The 13,881-nt window shown below is 35.4% G+C and carries 22 protein-coding genes and 1 pseudogene; 9 read left to right on the forward strand and 14 right to left on the reverse strand.

Annotation, left to right across the window (positions count from 1 at the left end; translation table 11 throughout):
• Window positions 1-4: 4 nt before the first annotated feature.
• Entirely contained in the window at window positions 5-610 is a 606-nt protein-coding gene (locus U5B17_RS05935; RefSeq protein WP_430804441.1) for a GNAT family N-acetyltransferase, read from the reverse strand.
• Between the two features lie 146 nt (window positions 611-756).
• Here U5B17_RS05935 and U5B17_RS05940 point away from each other — a divergent pair.
• The 7 genes and pseudogenes from U5B17_RS05940 to U5B17_RS05970 all read left to right on the forward strand — a co-directional run bounded on the left by U5B17_RS05940 (window position 757) and on the right by U5B17_RS05970 (window position 7,108).
• Window positions 757-1,687, forward strand: a pseudogene (locus U5B17_RS05940) (DMT family transporter).
• Window positions 1,647-1,772: a hypothetical protein gene (locus tag U5B17_RS05945; protein WP_430804442.1), complete on the forward strand. Its 126-nt coding sequence runs from the start codon at window positions 1,647-1,649 to the stop codon at window positions 1,770-1,772. The pseudogene U5B17_RS05940 and the gene U5B17_RS05945 overlap by 41 nt, the downstream one beginning before the upstream one ends.
• 16 nt (window positions 1,773-1,788) lie before the next feature.
• On the forward strand, window positions 1,789-2,211 hold the full coding sequence (locus tag U5B17_RS05950; RefSeq protein ID WP_430804443.1) for a Sua5 YciO YrdC YwlC family protein: 423 nt from the start codon (window positions 1,789-1,791) through the stop codon (window positions 2,209-2,211).
• Window positions 2,212-2,408: 197 nt separating this feature from the next.
• On the forward strand, window positions 2,409-3,773 hold the full coding sequence (gdhA, locus tag U5B17_RS05955; RefSeq protein WP_430804444.1) for an NADP-specific glutamate dehydrogenase: 1,365 nt from the start codon (window positions 2,409-2,411) through the stop codon (window positions 3,771-3,773).
• A 279-nt stretch (window positions 3,774-4,052) separates the two neighbouring features.
• On the forward strand, window positions 4,053-5,243 hold the full coding sequence (locus tag U5B17_RS05960; protein ID WP_430804445.1) for a NifS family cysteine desulfurase: 1,191 nt from the start codon (window positions 4,053-4,055) through the stop codon (window positions 5,241-5,243).
• A 59-nt stretch (window positions 5,244-5,302) separates the two neighbouring features.
• The gene (locus U5B17_RS05965; protein ID WP_430804446.1) at window positions 5,303-6,289 is read left to right on the forward strand and encodes an iron-sulfur cluster assembly scaffold protein; all 987 of its coding nucleotides are present in this window, start codon (window positions 5,303-5,305) and stop codon (window positions 6,287-6,289) included.
• Window positions 6,290-6,385: 96 nt separating this feature from the next.
• A complete protein-coding gene (locus U5B17_RS05970; RefSeq protein ID WP_430804447.1) occupies window positions 6,386-7,108 on the forward strand; it encodes a TerC family protein in 723 nt (240 codons plus the stop codon).
• 474 nt (window positions 7,109-7,582) lie between these two features.
• On the opposite strand, the gene U5B17_RS05975 is transcribed toward U5B17_RS05970, so the two are convergent.
• The 6 genes from U5B17_RS05975 to U5B17_RS06000 all read right to left on the reverse strand — a co-directional run bounded on the left by U5B17_RS05975 (window position 7,583) and on the right by U5B17_RS06000 (window position 9,261).
• Complete coding sequence (locus tag U5B17_RS05975; protein ID WP_430804448.1) at window positions 7,583-7,867, reverse strand: type II toxin-antitoxin system RelE/ParE family toxin; 285 nt, start codon at window positions 7,865-7,867, stop codon at window positions 7,583-7,585.
• On the reverse strand, window positions 7,851-8,087 hold the full coding sequence (locus tag U5B17_RS05980) for a hypothetical protein (RefSeq protein ID WP_430804449.1): 237 nt from the start codon (window positions 8,085-8,087) through the stop codon (window positions 7,851-7,853). Before U5B17_RS05980 ends, U5B17_RS05975 begins: the two co-directional genes overlap by 17 nt.
• 9 nt (window positions 8,088-8,096) lie before the next feature.
• A complete protein-coding gene (locus U5B17_RS05985) occupies window positions 8,097-8,378 on the reverse strand; it encodes a type II toxin-antitoxin system RelE/ParE family toxin (protein ID WP_430804450.1) in 282 nt (93 codons plus the stop codon).
• Complete coding sequence (locus tag U5B17_RS05990) at window positions 8,372-8,614, reverse strand: hypothetical protein (protein ID WP_430804451.1); 243 nt, start codon at window positions 8,612-8,614, stop codon at window positions 8,372-8,374. The genes U5B17_RS05985 and U5B17_RS05990 overlap by 7 nt, the downstream gene beginning before the upstream one ends.
• Window positions 8,615-8,742: 128 nt before the next feature.
• Complete coding sequence (locus U5B17_RS05995; RefSeq protein WP_430804452.1) at window positions 8,743-8,958, reverse strand: hypothetical protein; 216 nt, start codon at window positions 8,956-8,958, stop codon at window positions 8,743-8,745.
• A gap of 75 nt (window positions 8,959-9,033) precedes the next feature.
• Window positions 9,034-9,261: a hypothetical protein gene (locus tag U5B17_RS06000; protein ID WP_430804453.1), complete on the reverse strand. Its 228-nt coding sequence runs from the start codon at window positions 9,259-9,261 to the stop codon at window positions 9,034-9,036.
• Between the two features lie 142 nt (window positions 9,262-9,403).
• On the opposite strand from U5B17_RS06000, the gene U5B17_RS06005 reads away from it, so the two are divergent.
• Both U5B17_RS06005 and U5B17_RS06010 read left to right on the forward strand, forming a co-directional pair.
• On the forward strand, window positions 9,404-9,607 hold the full coding sequence (locus U5B17_RS06005) for a helix-turn-helix domain-containing protein (RefSeq protein WP_430804454.1): 204 nt from the start codon (window positions 9,404-9,406) through the stop codon (window positions 9,605-9,607).
• Window positions 9,608-9,811: 204 nt separating this feature from the next.
• Window positions 9,812-10,060 carry a hypothetical protein gene (locus tag U5B17_RS06010; protein ID WP_430804455.1) on the forward strand — a complete coding sequence of 83 codons (249 nt, stop codon included), beginning with the start codon at window positions 9,812-9,814 and terminating at the stop codon, window positions 10,058-10,060.
• 506 nt (window positions 10,061-10,566) lie between these two features.
• Here the strand turns inward: U5B17_RS06010 and U5B17_RS06015 are convergent.
• From U5B17_RS06015 to U5B17_RS06045, 7 genes are all read right to left on the reverse strand, one after another.
• Window positions 10,567-10,779, reverse strand: coding sequence for a hypothetical protein (locus U5B17_RS06015; protein WP_430804456.1), 213 nt, complete (start codon window positions 10,777-10,779; stop codon window positions 10,567-10,569).
• Window positions 10,780-11,221: 442 nt separating this feature from the next.
• Complete coding sequence (locus U5B17_RS06020) at window positions 11,222-12,007, reverse strand: aspartate carbamoyltransferase (protein ID WP_430804457.1); 786 nt, start codon at window positions 12,005-12,007, stop codon at window positions 11,222-11,224.
• A 78-nt stretch (window positions 12,008-12,085) separates the two neighbouring features.
• On the reverse strand, window positions 12,086-12,319 hold the full coding sequence (locus U5B17_RS06025; protein ID WP_430804458.1) for a hypothetical protein: 234 nt from the start codon (window positions 12,317-12,319) through the stop codon (window positions 12,086-12,088).
• An 11-nt stretch (window positions 12,320-12,330) separates the two neighbouring features.
• Entirely contained in the window at window positions 12,331-13,062 is a 732-nt protein-coding gene (locus U5B17_RS06030) for a Rha family transcriptional regulator (RefSeq protein ID WP_430804459.1), read from the reverse strand.
• Window positions 13,059-13,298 (reverse strand): hypothetical protein, encoded by a 240-nt coding sequence (locus tag U5B17_RS06035; protein WP_430804460.1) that lies wholly within the window; start codon window positions 13,296-13,298, stop codon window positions 13,059-13,061. The genes U5B17_RS06030 and U5B17_RS06035 overlap by 4 nt, the downstream gene beginning before the upstream one ends.
• Before the next feature lies 1 nt (window position 13,299).
• Window positions 13,300-13,593, reverse strand: a complete 294-nt coding sequence (locus tag U5B17_RS06040; protein ID WP_430804461.1) for a hypothetical protein — start codon at window positions 13,591-13,593, stop codon at window positions 13,300-13,302.
• A 2-nt stretch (window positions 13,594-13,595) separates the two neighbouring features.
• A complete protein-coding gene (locus tag U5B17_RS06045) occupies window positions 13,596-13,787 on the reverse strand; it encodes a helix-turn-helix transcriptional regulator (protein ID WP_430804462.1) in 192 nt (63 codons plus the stop codon).
• Window positions 13,788-13,881 lie beyond the last annotated feature (94 nt).

Genomic DNA, 13,881 nt, shown 5'->3' on the forward strand with positions numbered 1-13,881 from the left:
AATTTTAGTTTTGTAAAATGTTTAAAATTTCGCCTAAATTTTCTTCGCTAAGCTCACTAAATCTTCGCACTTTGGCTGGCGTGCTTGTATGCTCGCCGATCATCTTTTGCATCCAGATCATATTATACCAACGCCCAAATTTAAACCCACACTTCCTAAACTCGCCTACCATTTCGTATCCTAGACGCTCGTGAAAGCGCACGCTAGCATCGTTTAGATACTCGTCATTTGGACGAGCTACGCCGATGCAGGCATTTAAATTTAATACGCCCATTACTTTTAAGATGGTTTCAAGTTTTGCATAAAGTGCCTTTCCTACACCACTACCACGCTCATTTTGTACGATATAAATCGAGACCTCGACAGCCCAGTCATACGCCGCACGCTCCTTAAACGCGCTCGCATAAGCATATCCGATAAGCTTGTTATCGCGTTTAGCGACTATAAAAGGATAGCGAGTCAAAATTTTCTCGATCCGTCCTGCAAACTCGGCAACACTAGGTACTTCATACTCAAAGGTTATCGCCGTATGTGTTACATAAGGTGAGTAAATTGCTAAAAGCTCGCTAGCATCGCTAGCGCTTGCCACTTGAATGGTTAAATCTGCCATCTTTGCCCCTCTTAAATTTTTGTAATTATAACGAAAATTACTTCATTACTAGCACAAATAATAATTTGCCTAGTCATTGCGCAAAAGCCATTTTGTCAAATTTCACACATTTTTGTGTATAATCAAGAAAATTTTCAAAGGCAAAGATGAAAGATAGCGAGTTTTTTGGGATATGTATCACGCTTTTAGGCGGTATTTTGTGGGGATTTAGCAGTGCATGCGGTCAATATCTTTTTATGAAAAAGGGCGTTGTTGCCGACTGGCTTGTGCCGTATAGGCTGTTTTTGGCTGGGGTATTTTTGGTCGGATTTTACGCGATAAAAAGCCCCAGAAATTTCACAAAGCCTATCCTTGACCTGCCACTTTTACCGCAACTTTTCATCTACGGCATTTTTGGTATGATGATGACACAGTATGGCTACTTTGCAAGCATCGAACTATCAAACGCAGCCGTGGCTACCGCGATACAATACTCCGCCCCAGCGATGATCTTGCTTATAGTCTGCATAACTGAGCGAAAATTTCCAAAGCCAGTTGAACTGATTGCGTTGATTTTGGCTACTTTGGGCGTTATTTTATTGGCGACACACGGCGATCTTGGCTCGCTTGTCATAAGTCAAAAAGCCCTATTTTACTGCCTTTTGAGTGCGATTGGGGTTTGCATTTATACCTTGGTGCCAACAAAACTAAACCAAAAATACCCAGTCGGACTAAATCTAGGCTGGGGGGCTAATCATTGGCTCGTTAGCTCTAGCTCCTTATACCAAGGTCTGGCAGCTAGACGGCGTAAGCGATACGCAGGGCTTTTTGGCACTTTTTGGGGTTGTGGTTTTTGGCACGATTTTGGCATTTAGCTTTTTTATGACCGGCGTAAAAATGATAGGCGCTAGCAAGGCAAGTCTAATCGCTTGTATTGAACCAGTGAGCGCGGCGTTTTTTGCCTATTTTTGGCTTAAAACCGAGCTTATTTTTATTGATTTTGTTGGATTTGTTTTGATAATATCTTGCATATTTTTACTTTCCAAAAGGAGAAAATTTGAAAACACTCATCATAAAGCCTCATCCATTTTTAAATGATGAAAATTCTTATACAAACCAGCTTGCAAAGGCTTTTGTGAGAAGTTTTTGCGTTAAAACTAGGCTTGTTAGGCTATTTGTTTAATTTTGGTTGGTAAAAGATGATTTATCTAGCACAAACTGACACAACGGCTGGGTTTTTAAGCAAGGACTTAAGCGAGATAAACGCTATAAAATCTCGCCCACTAGATAAGCCTTGCCTTATAACAACGGCAAAATTTAGTGAGTTAAACAAGCTTGTTCGTGTGCCAAATCGTTATAAAAATTTTATCCGTCGTACTAAGAAAACTACATTTTTATACCCAAACAAAACCGCTGTGCGAGTGGTAAAAAACTGCAACCACGAGAAATTTCTCTCAAATTTTGATTGGTTTTACTCCACTTCTGCAAACCTTCATGGCTTAAAATTTGATGAAAATTGGGCTAAAAGTGTAGCAGATGTCGTGATAGATAGTGAGTTTTTTGAGGGTAAATCATCAAAAATGTATAAAATTTCACACCGCAAACTACTTAAAATAAGATAACTTTAACCATCTAGTATCACTAAAATAGGAGATTATACAAAAGTATAGAAAAATTTTATAAAATTTTAAGTAAAATTTTACATATGTTACGACTTGAAACATAAAGAGCCTAAAAATAAAATATAAAACTAACTTTAAATATAAAAAAATTAATAGCATGATAAAATCCTTATATATTTTAGAAAAAGGAGTAAAAGGTGAGCCAAACTCAATATGTAAATACAATACTTGAAAATTTAAAGTTTGCAAACCCAGGTCAAGATATATTTATACAAGCGGTAACAGAGGTGCTTTATAGTCTTGAGCCATTAATTGCAAGAGAGCCAAAGTATAAAAAGCATGCTATTTTAGAACGCGTGACTATACCTGAGCGAGCCTTTCACTTCCGTATAACACACATCGATGATGAGGGCAATCCACGAGTACATAATGGCTGGAGAATTCAGTTTAACTCTGCGATCGGACCATATAAAGGCGGCATAAGATTTCATCCTAGTGTAAATGTGGGTGTGCTTAAATTTTTGGGATTTGAGCAAATTTTCAAAAACTCGCTCACTGGCGTTGCGATGGGCGGAGCAAAAGGTGGCGCTGATTTTGACCCAAAAGGCAAAAGTGATAATGAGATAATGCGCTTTTGCCAGTCTTTCATGAGCGAGCTTTTCCGCCATATCGCACACACTACAGATGTCCCGGCTGGCGATATAGGAGTTGGAGCAAGAGAGATAGGCTATATGTTTGGGCAATACAAAAAGCTTACAAACCGCTTTGATGGTGTTATAACTGGCAAAGGACTTGGCTGGGGCGGAAGTCTTGTAAGGACTGAAGCTACTGGATATGGTCTTGTTTATTTCACACAAAATATGCTAAAAAAGGCTGGAAATTCTTTGGAGGGCAAAAAGTGTTCCGTTAGCGGTAGTGGCAATGTTGCAATTTATACTATCAAAAAACTATATGAATTTGGCGCTTTGCCTATAACTGCATCTGATTCAAGTGGGTATATATACGATGAGCAGGGTATTGATGTTAAAATTTTAAAAGAGCTAAAAGAGGTTAAACGCGCTAGAATCAGTGAGTATGTAAAACTAAAGCCAAGTGCAAAATTTGTAAGCATAAACGAATATGCACCAGGCAGAAATGGCGTTTGGGATGTCCCTTGCGATGGAGCGTTTCCTTGTGCTACGCAAAATGAAGTTCATCTTGCAGATATAAAAGTACTTTATGCAAATGGATGTCGCTTTTTAGCGGAGGGTGCGAATATGCCAAGTACCCTTGATACCATAAATTTTATGCTATCACAAAAAGACTTTTATTTTGCTCCAGCAAAGGCTGCAAACGCTGGTGGTGTGGCAACTTCTGGTCTTGAGATGATGCAAAATGCGGCGATGTCTAAATGGAGTTTTGAAGAGGTTGATGTGCAACTTCATGGCATAATGAACCATATTTTTGAGACATCTTATGAGACAAGTAAAGAATTTGGCGATACTGGTAATTTAGTACTTGGCTCAAATATAGCTGGCTTTAGGAAAGTGGCTGATGCGATGATAGATCAAGGATATGTGTAAAATTTCTAGTCCTAATTAAGGACTAGAAAAAGCTTTAAAGTTTTATAATCTTAAAAAAATTGATTAATTATTAAGACTTATTTTCTCTTTAATGCCTAAATTTAGGCAATGTTCGATATATTCGATAAATTGATAAAGAATTTCAATATATAATAGTATCAAAATTTATTCAATATTGAAAAAATTATACAAAAATTTTAAACATAAATTTATGAATTTTGCTATAATATTGCAAAAAAGATAAAAAGGATAATTTATATCCTAATTAAAGGTAAAATTTTGAGAGTATATTTAGATAATAATGCTACTACGATGGTTGATCCAGATGTTTTTGAAGCTATGAAGCCGTTTTACTGTGAAAAATACGGTAATCCAAACTCATTGCATAAATTTGGTTCAGAAACTCATCCAGCACTCCGTAAGGCACTTGACCAACTTTATGCTGGAATAAACGCAAAAGATAATGATGATATTATAGTAACTTCTTGTGCGACGGAAAGTAATAACTGGGTCATTAAAGGTGTTTATTTTGACAAGATAGCTAGCGGAGAGAAAAAGCGTATCATAACGACAGCTGTTGAACATCCAGCCATACGCGCGACTTGTGAATTTTTAAAAGATTTTGGAGTCGAGCTAACTGTACTTGATGTTAATGAACAAGGACTAGTTACTCTAGAGCAACTAAAAGAGGCTATGAGTGATGATGTGGCATTAGTTTCTATAATGTTTGCAAACAATGAAACAGGCATGATATTTCCTATCAAAGAGCTTGCAAGCATAGCTCACGAATACGGAGCACTTTTTCACACCGACGCAGTTCAGGCGGTTGGCAAAATTCCTGTAAATGTAAGAGATCTTGATATTGATTTTATGAGTTTTTCGGCGCATAAATTTCACGGACCAAAAGGTGTTGGCGGACTTTACATAAAAGATAGTCAAAAGCTAAGTAGCTTACTTCATGGTGGCGAACATATGGGTGGAAGAAGAAGCGGTACGCTTGATGTTGCTGGTATTGTTGGCATGGGTCAATCACTTGAGCTTGCAACAAAATTTATAACATTTGAGAATTGCCATGTTAGAAGGTTGCGCGACAAACTAGAGGACGCACTTTTAGAACTTCCTGATATTAGCGTAGTTGGCGATAGGCAAAACAGGGTTCCAAATACGATATTAGTTTCAGTAAAAGGGGTTGAAGGGGAAGCAATGCTTTGGGATCTAAATCAAGCTGGTGTAGCTGCTTCAACTGGTTCGGCATGTGCTTCTGAAGCACTTGAGAGCAATCCTATAATGCAAGCAATTGGTGCCGATAGCGATCTTGCACACACTGCACTTCGTTTATCGCTATCTCGTTTTAATACAGAAGATGAGATAGACTATGCGATAGAAGTTATAAAAAAGGCAGTTCTTAGACTGCGGTCTATATCAAGTACCTTTGCTTATACGCCAAAAGGGCATGTAAGCGGTCTGTAGTATTATTAAGTATTGGCAAATTTAAATTTTGAATAAAAGCACGATGAAAAGAGGGAAAAATGGCAAAAAATAGTTTAATCGGAGGTTCTATCTGGGACGAATACTCTCAAACTGTCCAAGATAGGATGAATAACCCAAAATATATGGGAGAGATAACAGAAGATGAAGCAAAAGAGCGCGGTGCAAAGCTTATAGTGGCTGACTTTGGGGCTGAAAGTTGCGGCGATGCTGTTAGGCTTTACTGGCTTGTTGATGAAAAAACAGATACGATAATCGACGCAAAATTTAAGAGCTTTGGTTGTGGTACAGCCATAGCAAGCTCTGATACTATGGCTATGCTTTGTATAGGAAAAACAGTTGATGAGGCAGTTAAGATAACAAATATAGATGTTGAAAAGGCCATGCGAGATACACCTGAAACACCTGCTGTGCCACCACAAAAAATGCACTGTTCGGTTATGGCATACGATGTTATAAAAGCTGCAGCTGCAAGTTATAAAGGTGTGGATCCTGATCATTTTGAAGATGAGATAATAGTTTGCGAGTGTGCGCGCGTAAGTCTTGGAACGATAAAAGAAGTTATAAGACTAAATGATCTTCATACCGTTGAAGAGATAACTCAATTCACAAAAGCCGGTGCATTTTGTAAGTCTTGCGTAAAACCTGGTGGACATGAGGATAGAGAGTATTATTTGGTTGATATATTGGCTGAAACCAGATCTGAAATGGAGCAAGAGCGCCTTAAAAAGCAGGCAAATGCAAAAGCTCTTGGCGATGAGATAAAATTTGAAGAGCTAAGTATTGTTGGACAGCTAAAAGCTGTTGAAAGTACGCTTGATGCTGAAATTCGCCCTATGCTGATGATGGATGGAGGTGATATGGAGGTTATTGACATACAAAAAGCTAGTGATGAAAATATAGATATATACATCCGCTATCTTGGTGCTTGCTCTGGCTGTGCAAGTGGAGCTGGTGGAACACTTTATGCGATAGAAAATGTTTTACAAGAAAAGCTTAGCCAAAAAATTCGTGTAATGCCTATTTAAAACCTTACAAAAGAGCCTTTGGGCTCTTTTAAATTTTTATAACTCAAAAATTTAAAATTTCTGCTATACTTACTAAAATTTTTAAAAAGGAAAATGATGGAATTCCTAGCTTGGATGAGTTCGCCAGAGGCTTGGCTGTCGCTTGTTACTTTGACTGCGCTTGAGATAGTGCTTGGTATTGACAATATAATCTTTATAGCTATTTTAGTAGCCAAACTACCTGAACATCAACGCGATAAGGGTAGAATTTTAGGTCTTGGATTTGCGATGGCCACAAGGGTGTTGTTGTTACTTTCACTCTTTTGGATCATGAAGCTTACAACGCCTTTATTTAGTGTGTTTGGTTTTGAGATAACTGGGCGTGATCTAGTTTTGATACTTGGCGGATTGTTCTTAATAGCCAAATCAACAACCGAAATTCATTCTAGCGTTAGCGGCGAAGAGCGTGAGCATAAAGATGGAAAAACATATGCTAACTTTGCTATGGTGATCACTCAAATCGCTATTCTTGACATTGTATTTTCGCTTGATAGTGTTATTACCGCAGTTGGTATGGCAGATCATATAGAAATCATGATACTTGCTGTTATCATTGCAGTTGGCGTTATGATGGTAGCTTCAAAATCCATCTCACACTTTGTTGATAATAACCCAACCATTAAAATTTTGGCTCTTGCGTTTTTGATACTTATCGGCTTCTCACTGGTTGGTGAAGGCTTAGGGCTTCATGTACCAAAAGGCTATATCTACTTTGCTATGGCATTTTCGCTAATTGTTGAAATTATTAACATTTACGCGAGAAAAAAGGCAAAACATTAAAACAAAGCGTGCTGAACACGCTTTGTTGTTTTATATAGCGTTTATTTTAGGGTTTGATGTATGGTCAGCTTATTGTAAACAAGAAAATACACCGACCATTTTCTGTTGTTCTTTTTGATAAATTAGGCTAATTGTTTGTTGTGAAAAAGAAGTGAAATAAATTTTAGAAAAGATAAAATGGTGGAGTTAAGCGGGCGAAAGTTTTACTTAAAAGCATTGGAAATACGATATTTAAAAGATTATTTTTAAAAACATATTCGCGAACATATTCGGAATTTTTTTAAGTTTTTAAGATGTAAAAAAACGCTTATGAAAAGTTCACTTTTCAATACTAAATTAATATAAGTGTCTATTTTAGGGCTTTTGTGTTTAGTAAAGTTTTGTTTTTTAAGTTTATTTAGCTTAAAATCAAAAAACCGCTTAATAATTGAAATGTTTCACGGCTTTTTTACTTCGAAACTTAAAATTTTTGGCTTAAGGTTTCTCGCTCCATTCATTAGCCTTGTAAATGCCTAAGATGATGATTTTATCGTCTGCGATTAAAAAGGGTATAACATAGCCTTTATAAATTAAGTCCCTTGCGTTTGCTTTGTCTAGTGCCTTACTTGGTCTGTGAGCCATTGGTGCGTTTGCTACACCTAAGCATTTATTAAATACTTCATCTACAAAATTATCAGCCCTTAATGTGCTATCCTTTGCAATAAATGTGTGTATCGTATCTAGCTCACTAATAAACTGCTCTTTAAATTCTACTTGCATATGTGCCATCTTTTATCTGCTCTATGGCTTGCTTTGCTTGGTCTTGGTTTAATAACCCTATGCCTTGTAAAGCTTCATTGGCTCGCTGTTCGTAGTCGGCTTTTAACATGTCTATGCTGTGCGCTTCTATCGGCTCATTTTGTGCGTTTGCTAGTGCCTTGCTTATGGCTAGGATTTGATTTAATAGGCTTGGACTTGCCTTTATGGTTAATGTCTGCATTTTAGCCCCTTATTCTTTTAGTTCCCATTTGTTGGCATTGTAAATACCAAAGATTATAATATCATCGCTACTGATTAAAAAGGGTATAACATAACCTTTAAAAATTAGCTCTCTTATGCTCTCATCGCTAAAATGTTGCGATTTTCTGCAAATAAAAGGCATATTACTGATAAAGTCTATTTTGTTTAATAGCTCATCACGAAATTTAACCGCTCTTTGGTGGCTATCTTTTGCTATGAAGTCAAATATAACTTTTAGCTCCGATAAAAACTGCTTACGATAAATTACCATTTTGCTATCTCTGCTTTAACTTGCTCGTGCGTAAGGGTTTCTAGCTTACCTTGTTTGTAAAGCTCAATATCGGTGTTTATCTGCTCTACTATCTCGGTTATGCTTTTATTGTCTGCATAGGTTGGATAATCATCAAAATCAACCTTTACACGCTCGCTTATGGCTAGTGTTGATATTAAATCCCTTGCTTTTGCTAAAAAGTCGCTGTTATCTGTGGTTATTGTTAGTGTCTGCATTGTATAACCCTTTTTGCTTTTTTTGAGTATTGTAGCTTTTAAGTGTAAAAAGTATGCTTAATGATGAGGTCATTACTAATGACCCCATCGTAAAAAGCGTATGAATTAGAATCATATCCTTTATTGTATTAAGCGCCTTTTATGTGCCAAGTATAAACGCCTTTTTGCTTTGTAGGTGTGGTATTTTGTTGCTCTTTTAATTCATGCTCTAAAAATTCCACTTCTTGTTTATAATATTTTAATTCTTGCCATAACCTCAACGCAAATTTTAATAAGTCATCATTATTAGGCGTAATCTTACCCGTGTATTCGGTAAGCTCTTTTAAAAAGTCGTGTTTTGTCATTTTAAATCCTTTGTTGGTTATTTTCTAATTGTAGCCTTAGCCACTCGCCATTAACTGCCATCTTATGCAAACTCTCTACATTACTGTAATATCATATAAAAAGTCGCTACACATTATCGCTAAGCTGTCTAACTGCTCTTTTGATGGTTGGTTATTTTTTAGCGTGTAATTAAATGTTGCACTTAACATATCTGCAAATGTTTCGATTTTGCGTGACAGAAATTCGGTTTCAAAAGTATCGATACTAGGTTGGTCTTTGTCAAACTGCGCTATCACTTCACTTAAATTATTTGCCTTTTTCATTTTTTGCTCCTTTAAAAGTATTTATATAAGTTTATTTTTAGTGTATTATATACTTAAATAAATATTTTGTCAAGCACAATAATACTTTTTTAAATATGTTTTGATATAATATGCTAATCAAATAAGTATAAAAGGTTAAAAAATGGATAAAAAAGAATTTAATGAGCTTCTTAAAAGTGCTGGACTTACTAAAAAAGAATTTGCCGAAATAATGGGTGTTTTGCCTAGCTCGATTAATAATTGGGGTGGCTCTCAAAATGTGCCTTACTGGGTTAAAAGCTGGATAGAAAATTATAAATTTAAGTCTAGATTTAATGAAATAAAAGAAATCGTAAATAAACATTAAGTTATCGATTTTCTCAAAAGTTAATGTTTGCATTGGTTGCTCCTTTGTATTGGTTTTTTCATCTTTGATTATATTTTTTATATAATATTATCATCTTTGATTTAAAATGTCAAGTGTTATTATAATTATTAGTGAAATAAATAGTAATTATTTTACATTTTTAATTAAATATGCTACAATTGTAAAAAATACAAAAGGCTTTTAATGTTAAAAAGTGATTTTTTAAAAAAAATAGATGATTTGGGGTTATCCGTTGCAAGCTTTGCTGAAAAAACGGGCTTAAGTTCTGGTAGTGTGTATAATTGGAATGATGATAAAAAACCCGTTCCATCTTGGGTAAAATCTTGGTTAGAGAATTACGACAAATCAAACCGCTATGAAAAAATCAAAGAAATTATAAACGATACCGAAAATTTAGACACTGATAGCTCGGATAACAATACACTAAATTAAATATTTTTATTGTTTCTTATGTGTTGCATTTTGTTACATGTAGCGTTACACTTGTTACAAAAGCTGGGGGAATTAAATACCGGTAGCTCTAAATGTTAAAAAAGCTAGGTATTTTTAACATATGTAGCTTAAATCATCAAATAAAGCCCGTAAATCAATTTTAACCTTTTAGGGCTATGATGATATTATTTTATGTGAGTTTGTTTCTTGTAGGCTCTTATTTGGATTGTATGGGCTATTTTTGTTTTTTGTTTTAGGTGCATTTCCTTTTCTACTAAGAAAAATATTGTGTTTTTTTAAAAATAAAGCGTTTTAAGCGATTTTAGCTTTTTGTTGGTATTTGGGTATTAGTTAGGGTTTGTTTGTTGATTGTAGGGCTTGTATGATAGGCTTATGAATGGTTAAAAAAACAGAAAAGGAAATGAACTTTTTTGATAAAGAATTTTCGACTTTGTGCGGTCCCCCCCTGTACATACAAAAAAGCCCTAGGAAGGACCCGTAAAATTTTAATTAAGGCTCTCTAACTCTTTTATGTAGGCTTTATCATCATCACTGATTAAATCGCACTCATTAAAAAACCTAGCTATTATTTCATCTGCTGTGTGGCTTAAATATTCTTTGCGTGTATCTGCTAAAATGCGTAGCTTTATGGCATTAATTACTTTTATTCTTAGGCTTTGCCTGGCTCTATTGCCGTAAATAGCTTTTTTATACTTCACTGCTTTTCCTTTGTTTTTGGCTATTTTAACACAATTTAAGGTTTAATGTTTGGTAGTATCAAATAAGGGGTTATGTTGATAATGAGAAAGTAAATGAGTAGTGGGTACATTAAGAGATTTGAAAACTTAAATTATAAAAAAGCGTGCATAATAGTTTTTATTAAGTGCGTAAGCGTAAGCTTTGGCGGTTATTTTTGGGTGTTAAAAATTTGGTTTTGTGGGTTAATTGAAATGAAGCAAGATGAATTAATTAGCAATACACTTTTTTTTAAAGCTGAAAGTAAATGTATAAGTCATTTTTAAGCTTAAGGTTTGGGCAAAAATGGCTGTTCTGATCTGACCTTGATTTTTTACTTTTTTAGTAAAATTTGAAAAAAGTTTTTATGATTTTCTCACTTGACTTTTAAAAAAAGATTTGTTGATTTTATTATGTGTAGCAGTTTTATGCTCTTAGCTCTCGTTTGTTATGTTTTGCTTTGTAGGGTTTGTTTGCTACTGGGTATGTGGTAGCTAAGCTTATAATATGCGATAGCTCTTTTATACTCTCGTTTAGCTGTAATGTTAGTCGCTCTTTTTGAGTGATTAAAAAATTATTGCTCGTGCTGTAATCATAAATATTGGCTGTTGCTTCTACTCTGTATAATGGCGTGCCTAGTATATCTTTTTTGCCTTTATCGTAAAAATAGCACCTTTGAAGCGTTTGTAATTCTGCTTGATTGATGTAATATGTCTTTGCATAGTTTCCGTATTCTGTAACGCTGTAAAGCTCTTTAATGGCATTAATATTAAAGGGTGTTTGGCTATCAAAACATAAATCTACGCTTGTAATGTTATTTACTGCCTGCAACAGCTCATTTATTAGCCCTTTGGGCGGTGGCTCTTTGTCGTACTGAGATAAGCCGTAAAACTCTATCATCGCTTTTTGTTTATCGTTATTGTCTGCTTTGGTGGTAGCATAAAAGATACTTGAGTCGCTTAATGCATAAATGTTTATAATCTCTAAATTTTTAAATTCGTGCCTATTGCTTATCTTTAGTGCTTTTTTGCTCTCTTTGTCTAGCTTTTGCCATCTTTTGCCGTGTTTTTTGGCTATCTTATTTAGCACGCTTAATTTTGTTTTGGTCTTGTGGGTAATGGTGTTTTTATAAAATGTTGCTCTGATAGTGTCTATTTTGAGCGGTAGGGCTTGGCTATTGACTAAGTCTGTGATTTGTGATAATATTGTCAATGTATAAACCTTTTTGGGGGCTGTGTCTTAGCCCCCTTTTTTATTTAGACCTTTAGCGTTGAGGTTTTTGTCTGCACCTCAACGATTTAAATATTTTTCCGCTCTTTTAAAGTCTGTTATCCGCCATAGTTTAAATCTTACATTTGGTCTGCTCTCATCTTTGCACCATCTAAATTTAACTATTTTTTCGCGGTAAAGCTCATTAAGGTATTGATTGGCGTTTGATATGCCATAAACTCGCCCTGCGGTTACTTCAGAGCCATCTTGCATAAGCTCGATAAGTCTTTTTTTGTGTGTCTGTGTTAGGTTCATTTTGTATCCTTTTATTTCTCAAATGCTTGGCAAATTTTAGCACTTAACGCCATTTGCCCCTTAGCTGTAATTTTTGGTGTAAATACTTCCATTGTTCCGCCTGGGATAATAATAACATCGGGTGTTAATTCAAAATAGCCGTTATCGATGTATTTTTGATGTGGTATGTTAAATTTACCACGCTTAAATAGATATTTTTCATCTCTTAGCCATTGAAATACTTTATTAGGGTTTAGCTTCAAGGTTTTTACAAAAATGCTTATCGATACGCTTGTGCCACTTGCTTGCACCCTATCAGCAAAAAACACCTTAGGCTCATTGGCTTTTATTTGATTTTCTAGCTCGGTAATTTTGTCTTGCTGATGTAGGGCTAACAATAAAGCTTCACGCATATTTGTAGGTGCTTGATTTTTTAATGTTTGCTCCATTAGGTTAAAAGCTTCGATAAATTTTACTTTCCAGTGATAGGCTTTTTCTCCAGTAAAACCCATAACTAAAAGCGTGAAGCCATTACGGGTTATTTTATAGCATTTGGTATCTTTGTCAAAAACCCCATTTTTACGCACTTCGCTCGACGGCTGAAAGTTAAGCCGATGAAATTCATTGTTTGGTAAATTCTCAATTGCTTGTAAAACATTCTTATGCTGTTTCTCAAAAACTTCCGCTATTTGGGTTGAGCTGATAAAAACCTTATTGTCTATTGTTTCAAAGCTCACAGGCTTATTATTAATTACTAAGTTCATTGTATAACCTTTTCTTTTTTAGGCTTTCTTATACCTGCCTTTATTTCTAAATCGACTATGCTTTTGCGTTGGGTTTGCACCATATGAAATAAATCAAAAGCACAGTCAAAAAACGCTTGATTTTCGCATTGGTCCGCTTTGGTTTTGTAAGTCCATAAGTGCTTATTAAAGGCGCTAGTTAATGCCTTAATATCATCGCTATACTTAACGGCTATGCTGTTACTGCTTGGCTTCATCTTAGCCCCTTATCCAGTCATCAAATAGCTCATCGATGTATTGCCGTGCTTGCTCGCTAGTCTTTAAAAGCCTTTTTATGCCTTTTTTAGTGAAGCAAGTAGTTGGCTTATAGGCTCTTACACCTTTATCGTCGATGATGGCTTGGTTTACTACTCGGTAATCACGCTTATTTTTAAAGTCATCAATAAAAGAGATTTTAAAAAGCTTGGTGGCTGTGCTTGGCTCAAATATTGCTCCCTTTTTTGCTTCGGTTTCTAAAGCTTGGATTATTTTATACTTTTGATAATAAGTCATCTTTACGCCCCTAGCTGATTTTTAATGTAGTCGTCAAGCTCTGATTTTACATATAAAATCGTTCTGCTTGTAAGCTGTCTTGGTTTTGGAAAATCAGGACGCTCATTTTTAAAGTGCCATAGGGTAGTATAAGAGATGTTTAAATACTCCGCCGTTTCTTTTGGTGTTAGGTATTCTTTACTTTGCTTTTGCATTGTTTTATCCTTTGCGTTTAATTCATTTTAATTTTGTCGACTTTTGTTAAAATGTTGGGTGAATTATTGCAATTTTTGGAATTGTTGGGAAGTG

It is taken from the genome of Campylobacter australis (genome assembly GCF_050586305.1).
Lineage (GTDB): Bacteria > Campylobacterota > Campylobacteria > Campylobacterales > Campylobacteraceae > Campylobacter_A.

Bases quoted from the DNA above. Each gene is read 5' to 3' on its own strand.
- U5B17_RS05935 (WP_430804441.1), bottom strand. From the start codon at position 610: ATGGCAGATTTAACCATTCAAGTGGCAAGCGCTAGCGATGCTAGCGAG.
- U5B17_RS05950 (WP_430804443.1), top strand. From the start codon at position 1,789: ATGATTTATCTAGCACAAACTGACACAACGGCTGGGTTTTTAAGCAAG.
- U5B17_RS05965 (WP_430804446.1), top strand. From the start codon at position 5,303: ATGGCAAAAAATAGTTTAATCGGAGGTTCTATCTGGGACGAATACTCT.
- U5B17_RS05970 (WP_430804447.1), top strand. From the start codon at position 6,386: ATGGAATTCCTAGCTTGGATGAGTTCGCCAGAGGCTTGGCTGTCGCTT.
- U5B17_RS05975 (WP_430804448.1), bottom strand. From the start codon at position 7,867: ATGCAAGTAGAATTTAAAGAGCAGTTTATTAGTGAGCTAGATACGATA.
- U5B17_RS05980 (WP_430804449.1), bottom strand. From the start codon at position 8,087: ATGCAGACATTAACCATAAAGGCAAGTCCAAGCCTATTAAATCAAATC.
- U5B17_RS05985 (WP_430804450.1), bottom strand. From the start codon at position 8,378: ATGGTAATTTATCGTAAGCAGTTTTTATCGGAGCTAAAAGTTATATTT.
- U5B17_RS05990 (WP_430804451.1), bottom strand. From the start codon at position 8,614: ATGCAGACACTAACAATAACCACAGATAACAGCGACTTTTTAGCAAAA.
- U5B17_RS05995 (WP_430804452.1), bottom strand. From the start codon at position 8,958: ATGACAAAACACGACTTTTTAAAAGAGCTTACCGAATACACGGGTAAG.
- U5B17_RS06000 (WP_430804453.1), bottom strand. From the start codon at position 9,261: ATGAAAAAGGCAAATAATTTAAGTGAAGTGATAGCGCAGTTTGACAAA.
- U5B17_RS06005 (WP_430804454.1), top strand. From the start codon at position 9,404: ATGGATAAAAAAGAATTTAATGAGCTTCTTAAAAGTGCTGGACTTACT.
- U5B17_RS06010 (WP_430804455.1), top strand. From the start codon at position 9,812: ATGTTAAAAAGTGATTTTTTAAAAAAAATAGATGATTTGGGGTTATCC.
- U5B17_RS06025 (WP_430804458.1), bottom strand. From the start codon at position 12,319: ATGAACCTAACACAGACACACAAAAAAAGACTTATCGAGCTTATGCAA.
- U5B17_RS06030 (WP_430804459.1), bottom strand. From the start codon at position 13,062: ATGAACTTAGTAATTAATAATAAGCCTGTGAGCTTTGAAACAATAGAC.
- U5B17_RS06035 (WP_430804460.1), bottom strand. From the start codon at position 13,298: ATGAAGCCAAGCAGTAACAGCATAGCCGTTAAGTATAGCGATGATATT.
- U5B17_RS06040 (WP_430804461.1), bottom strand. From the start codon at position 13,593: ATGACTTATTATCAAAAGTATAAAATAATCCAAGCTTTAGAAACCGAA.
- U5B17_RS06045 (WP_430804462.1), bottom strand. From the start codon at position 13,787: ATGCAAAAGCAAAGTAAAGAATACCTAACACCAAAAGAAACGGCGGAG.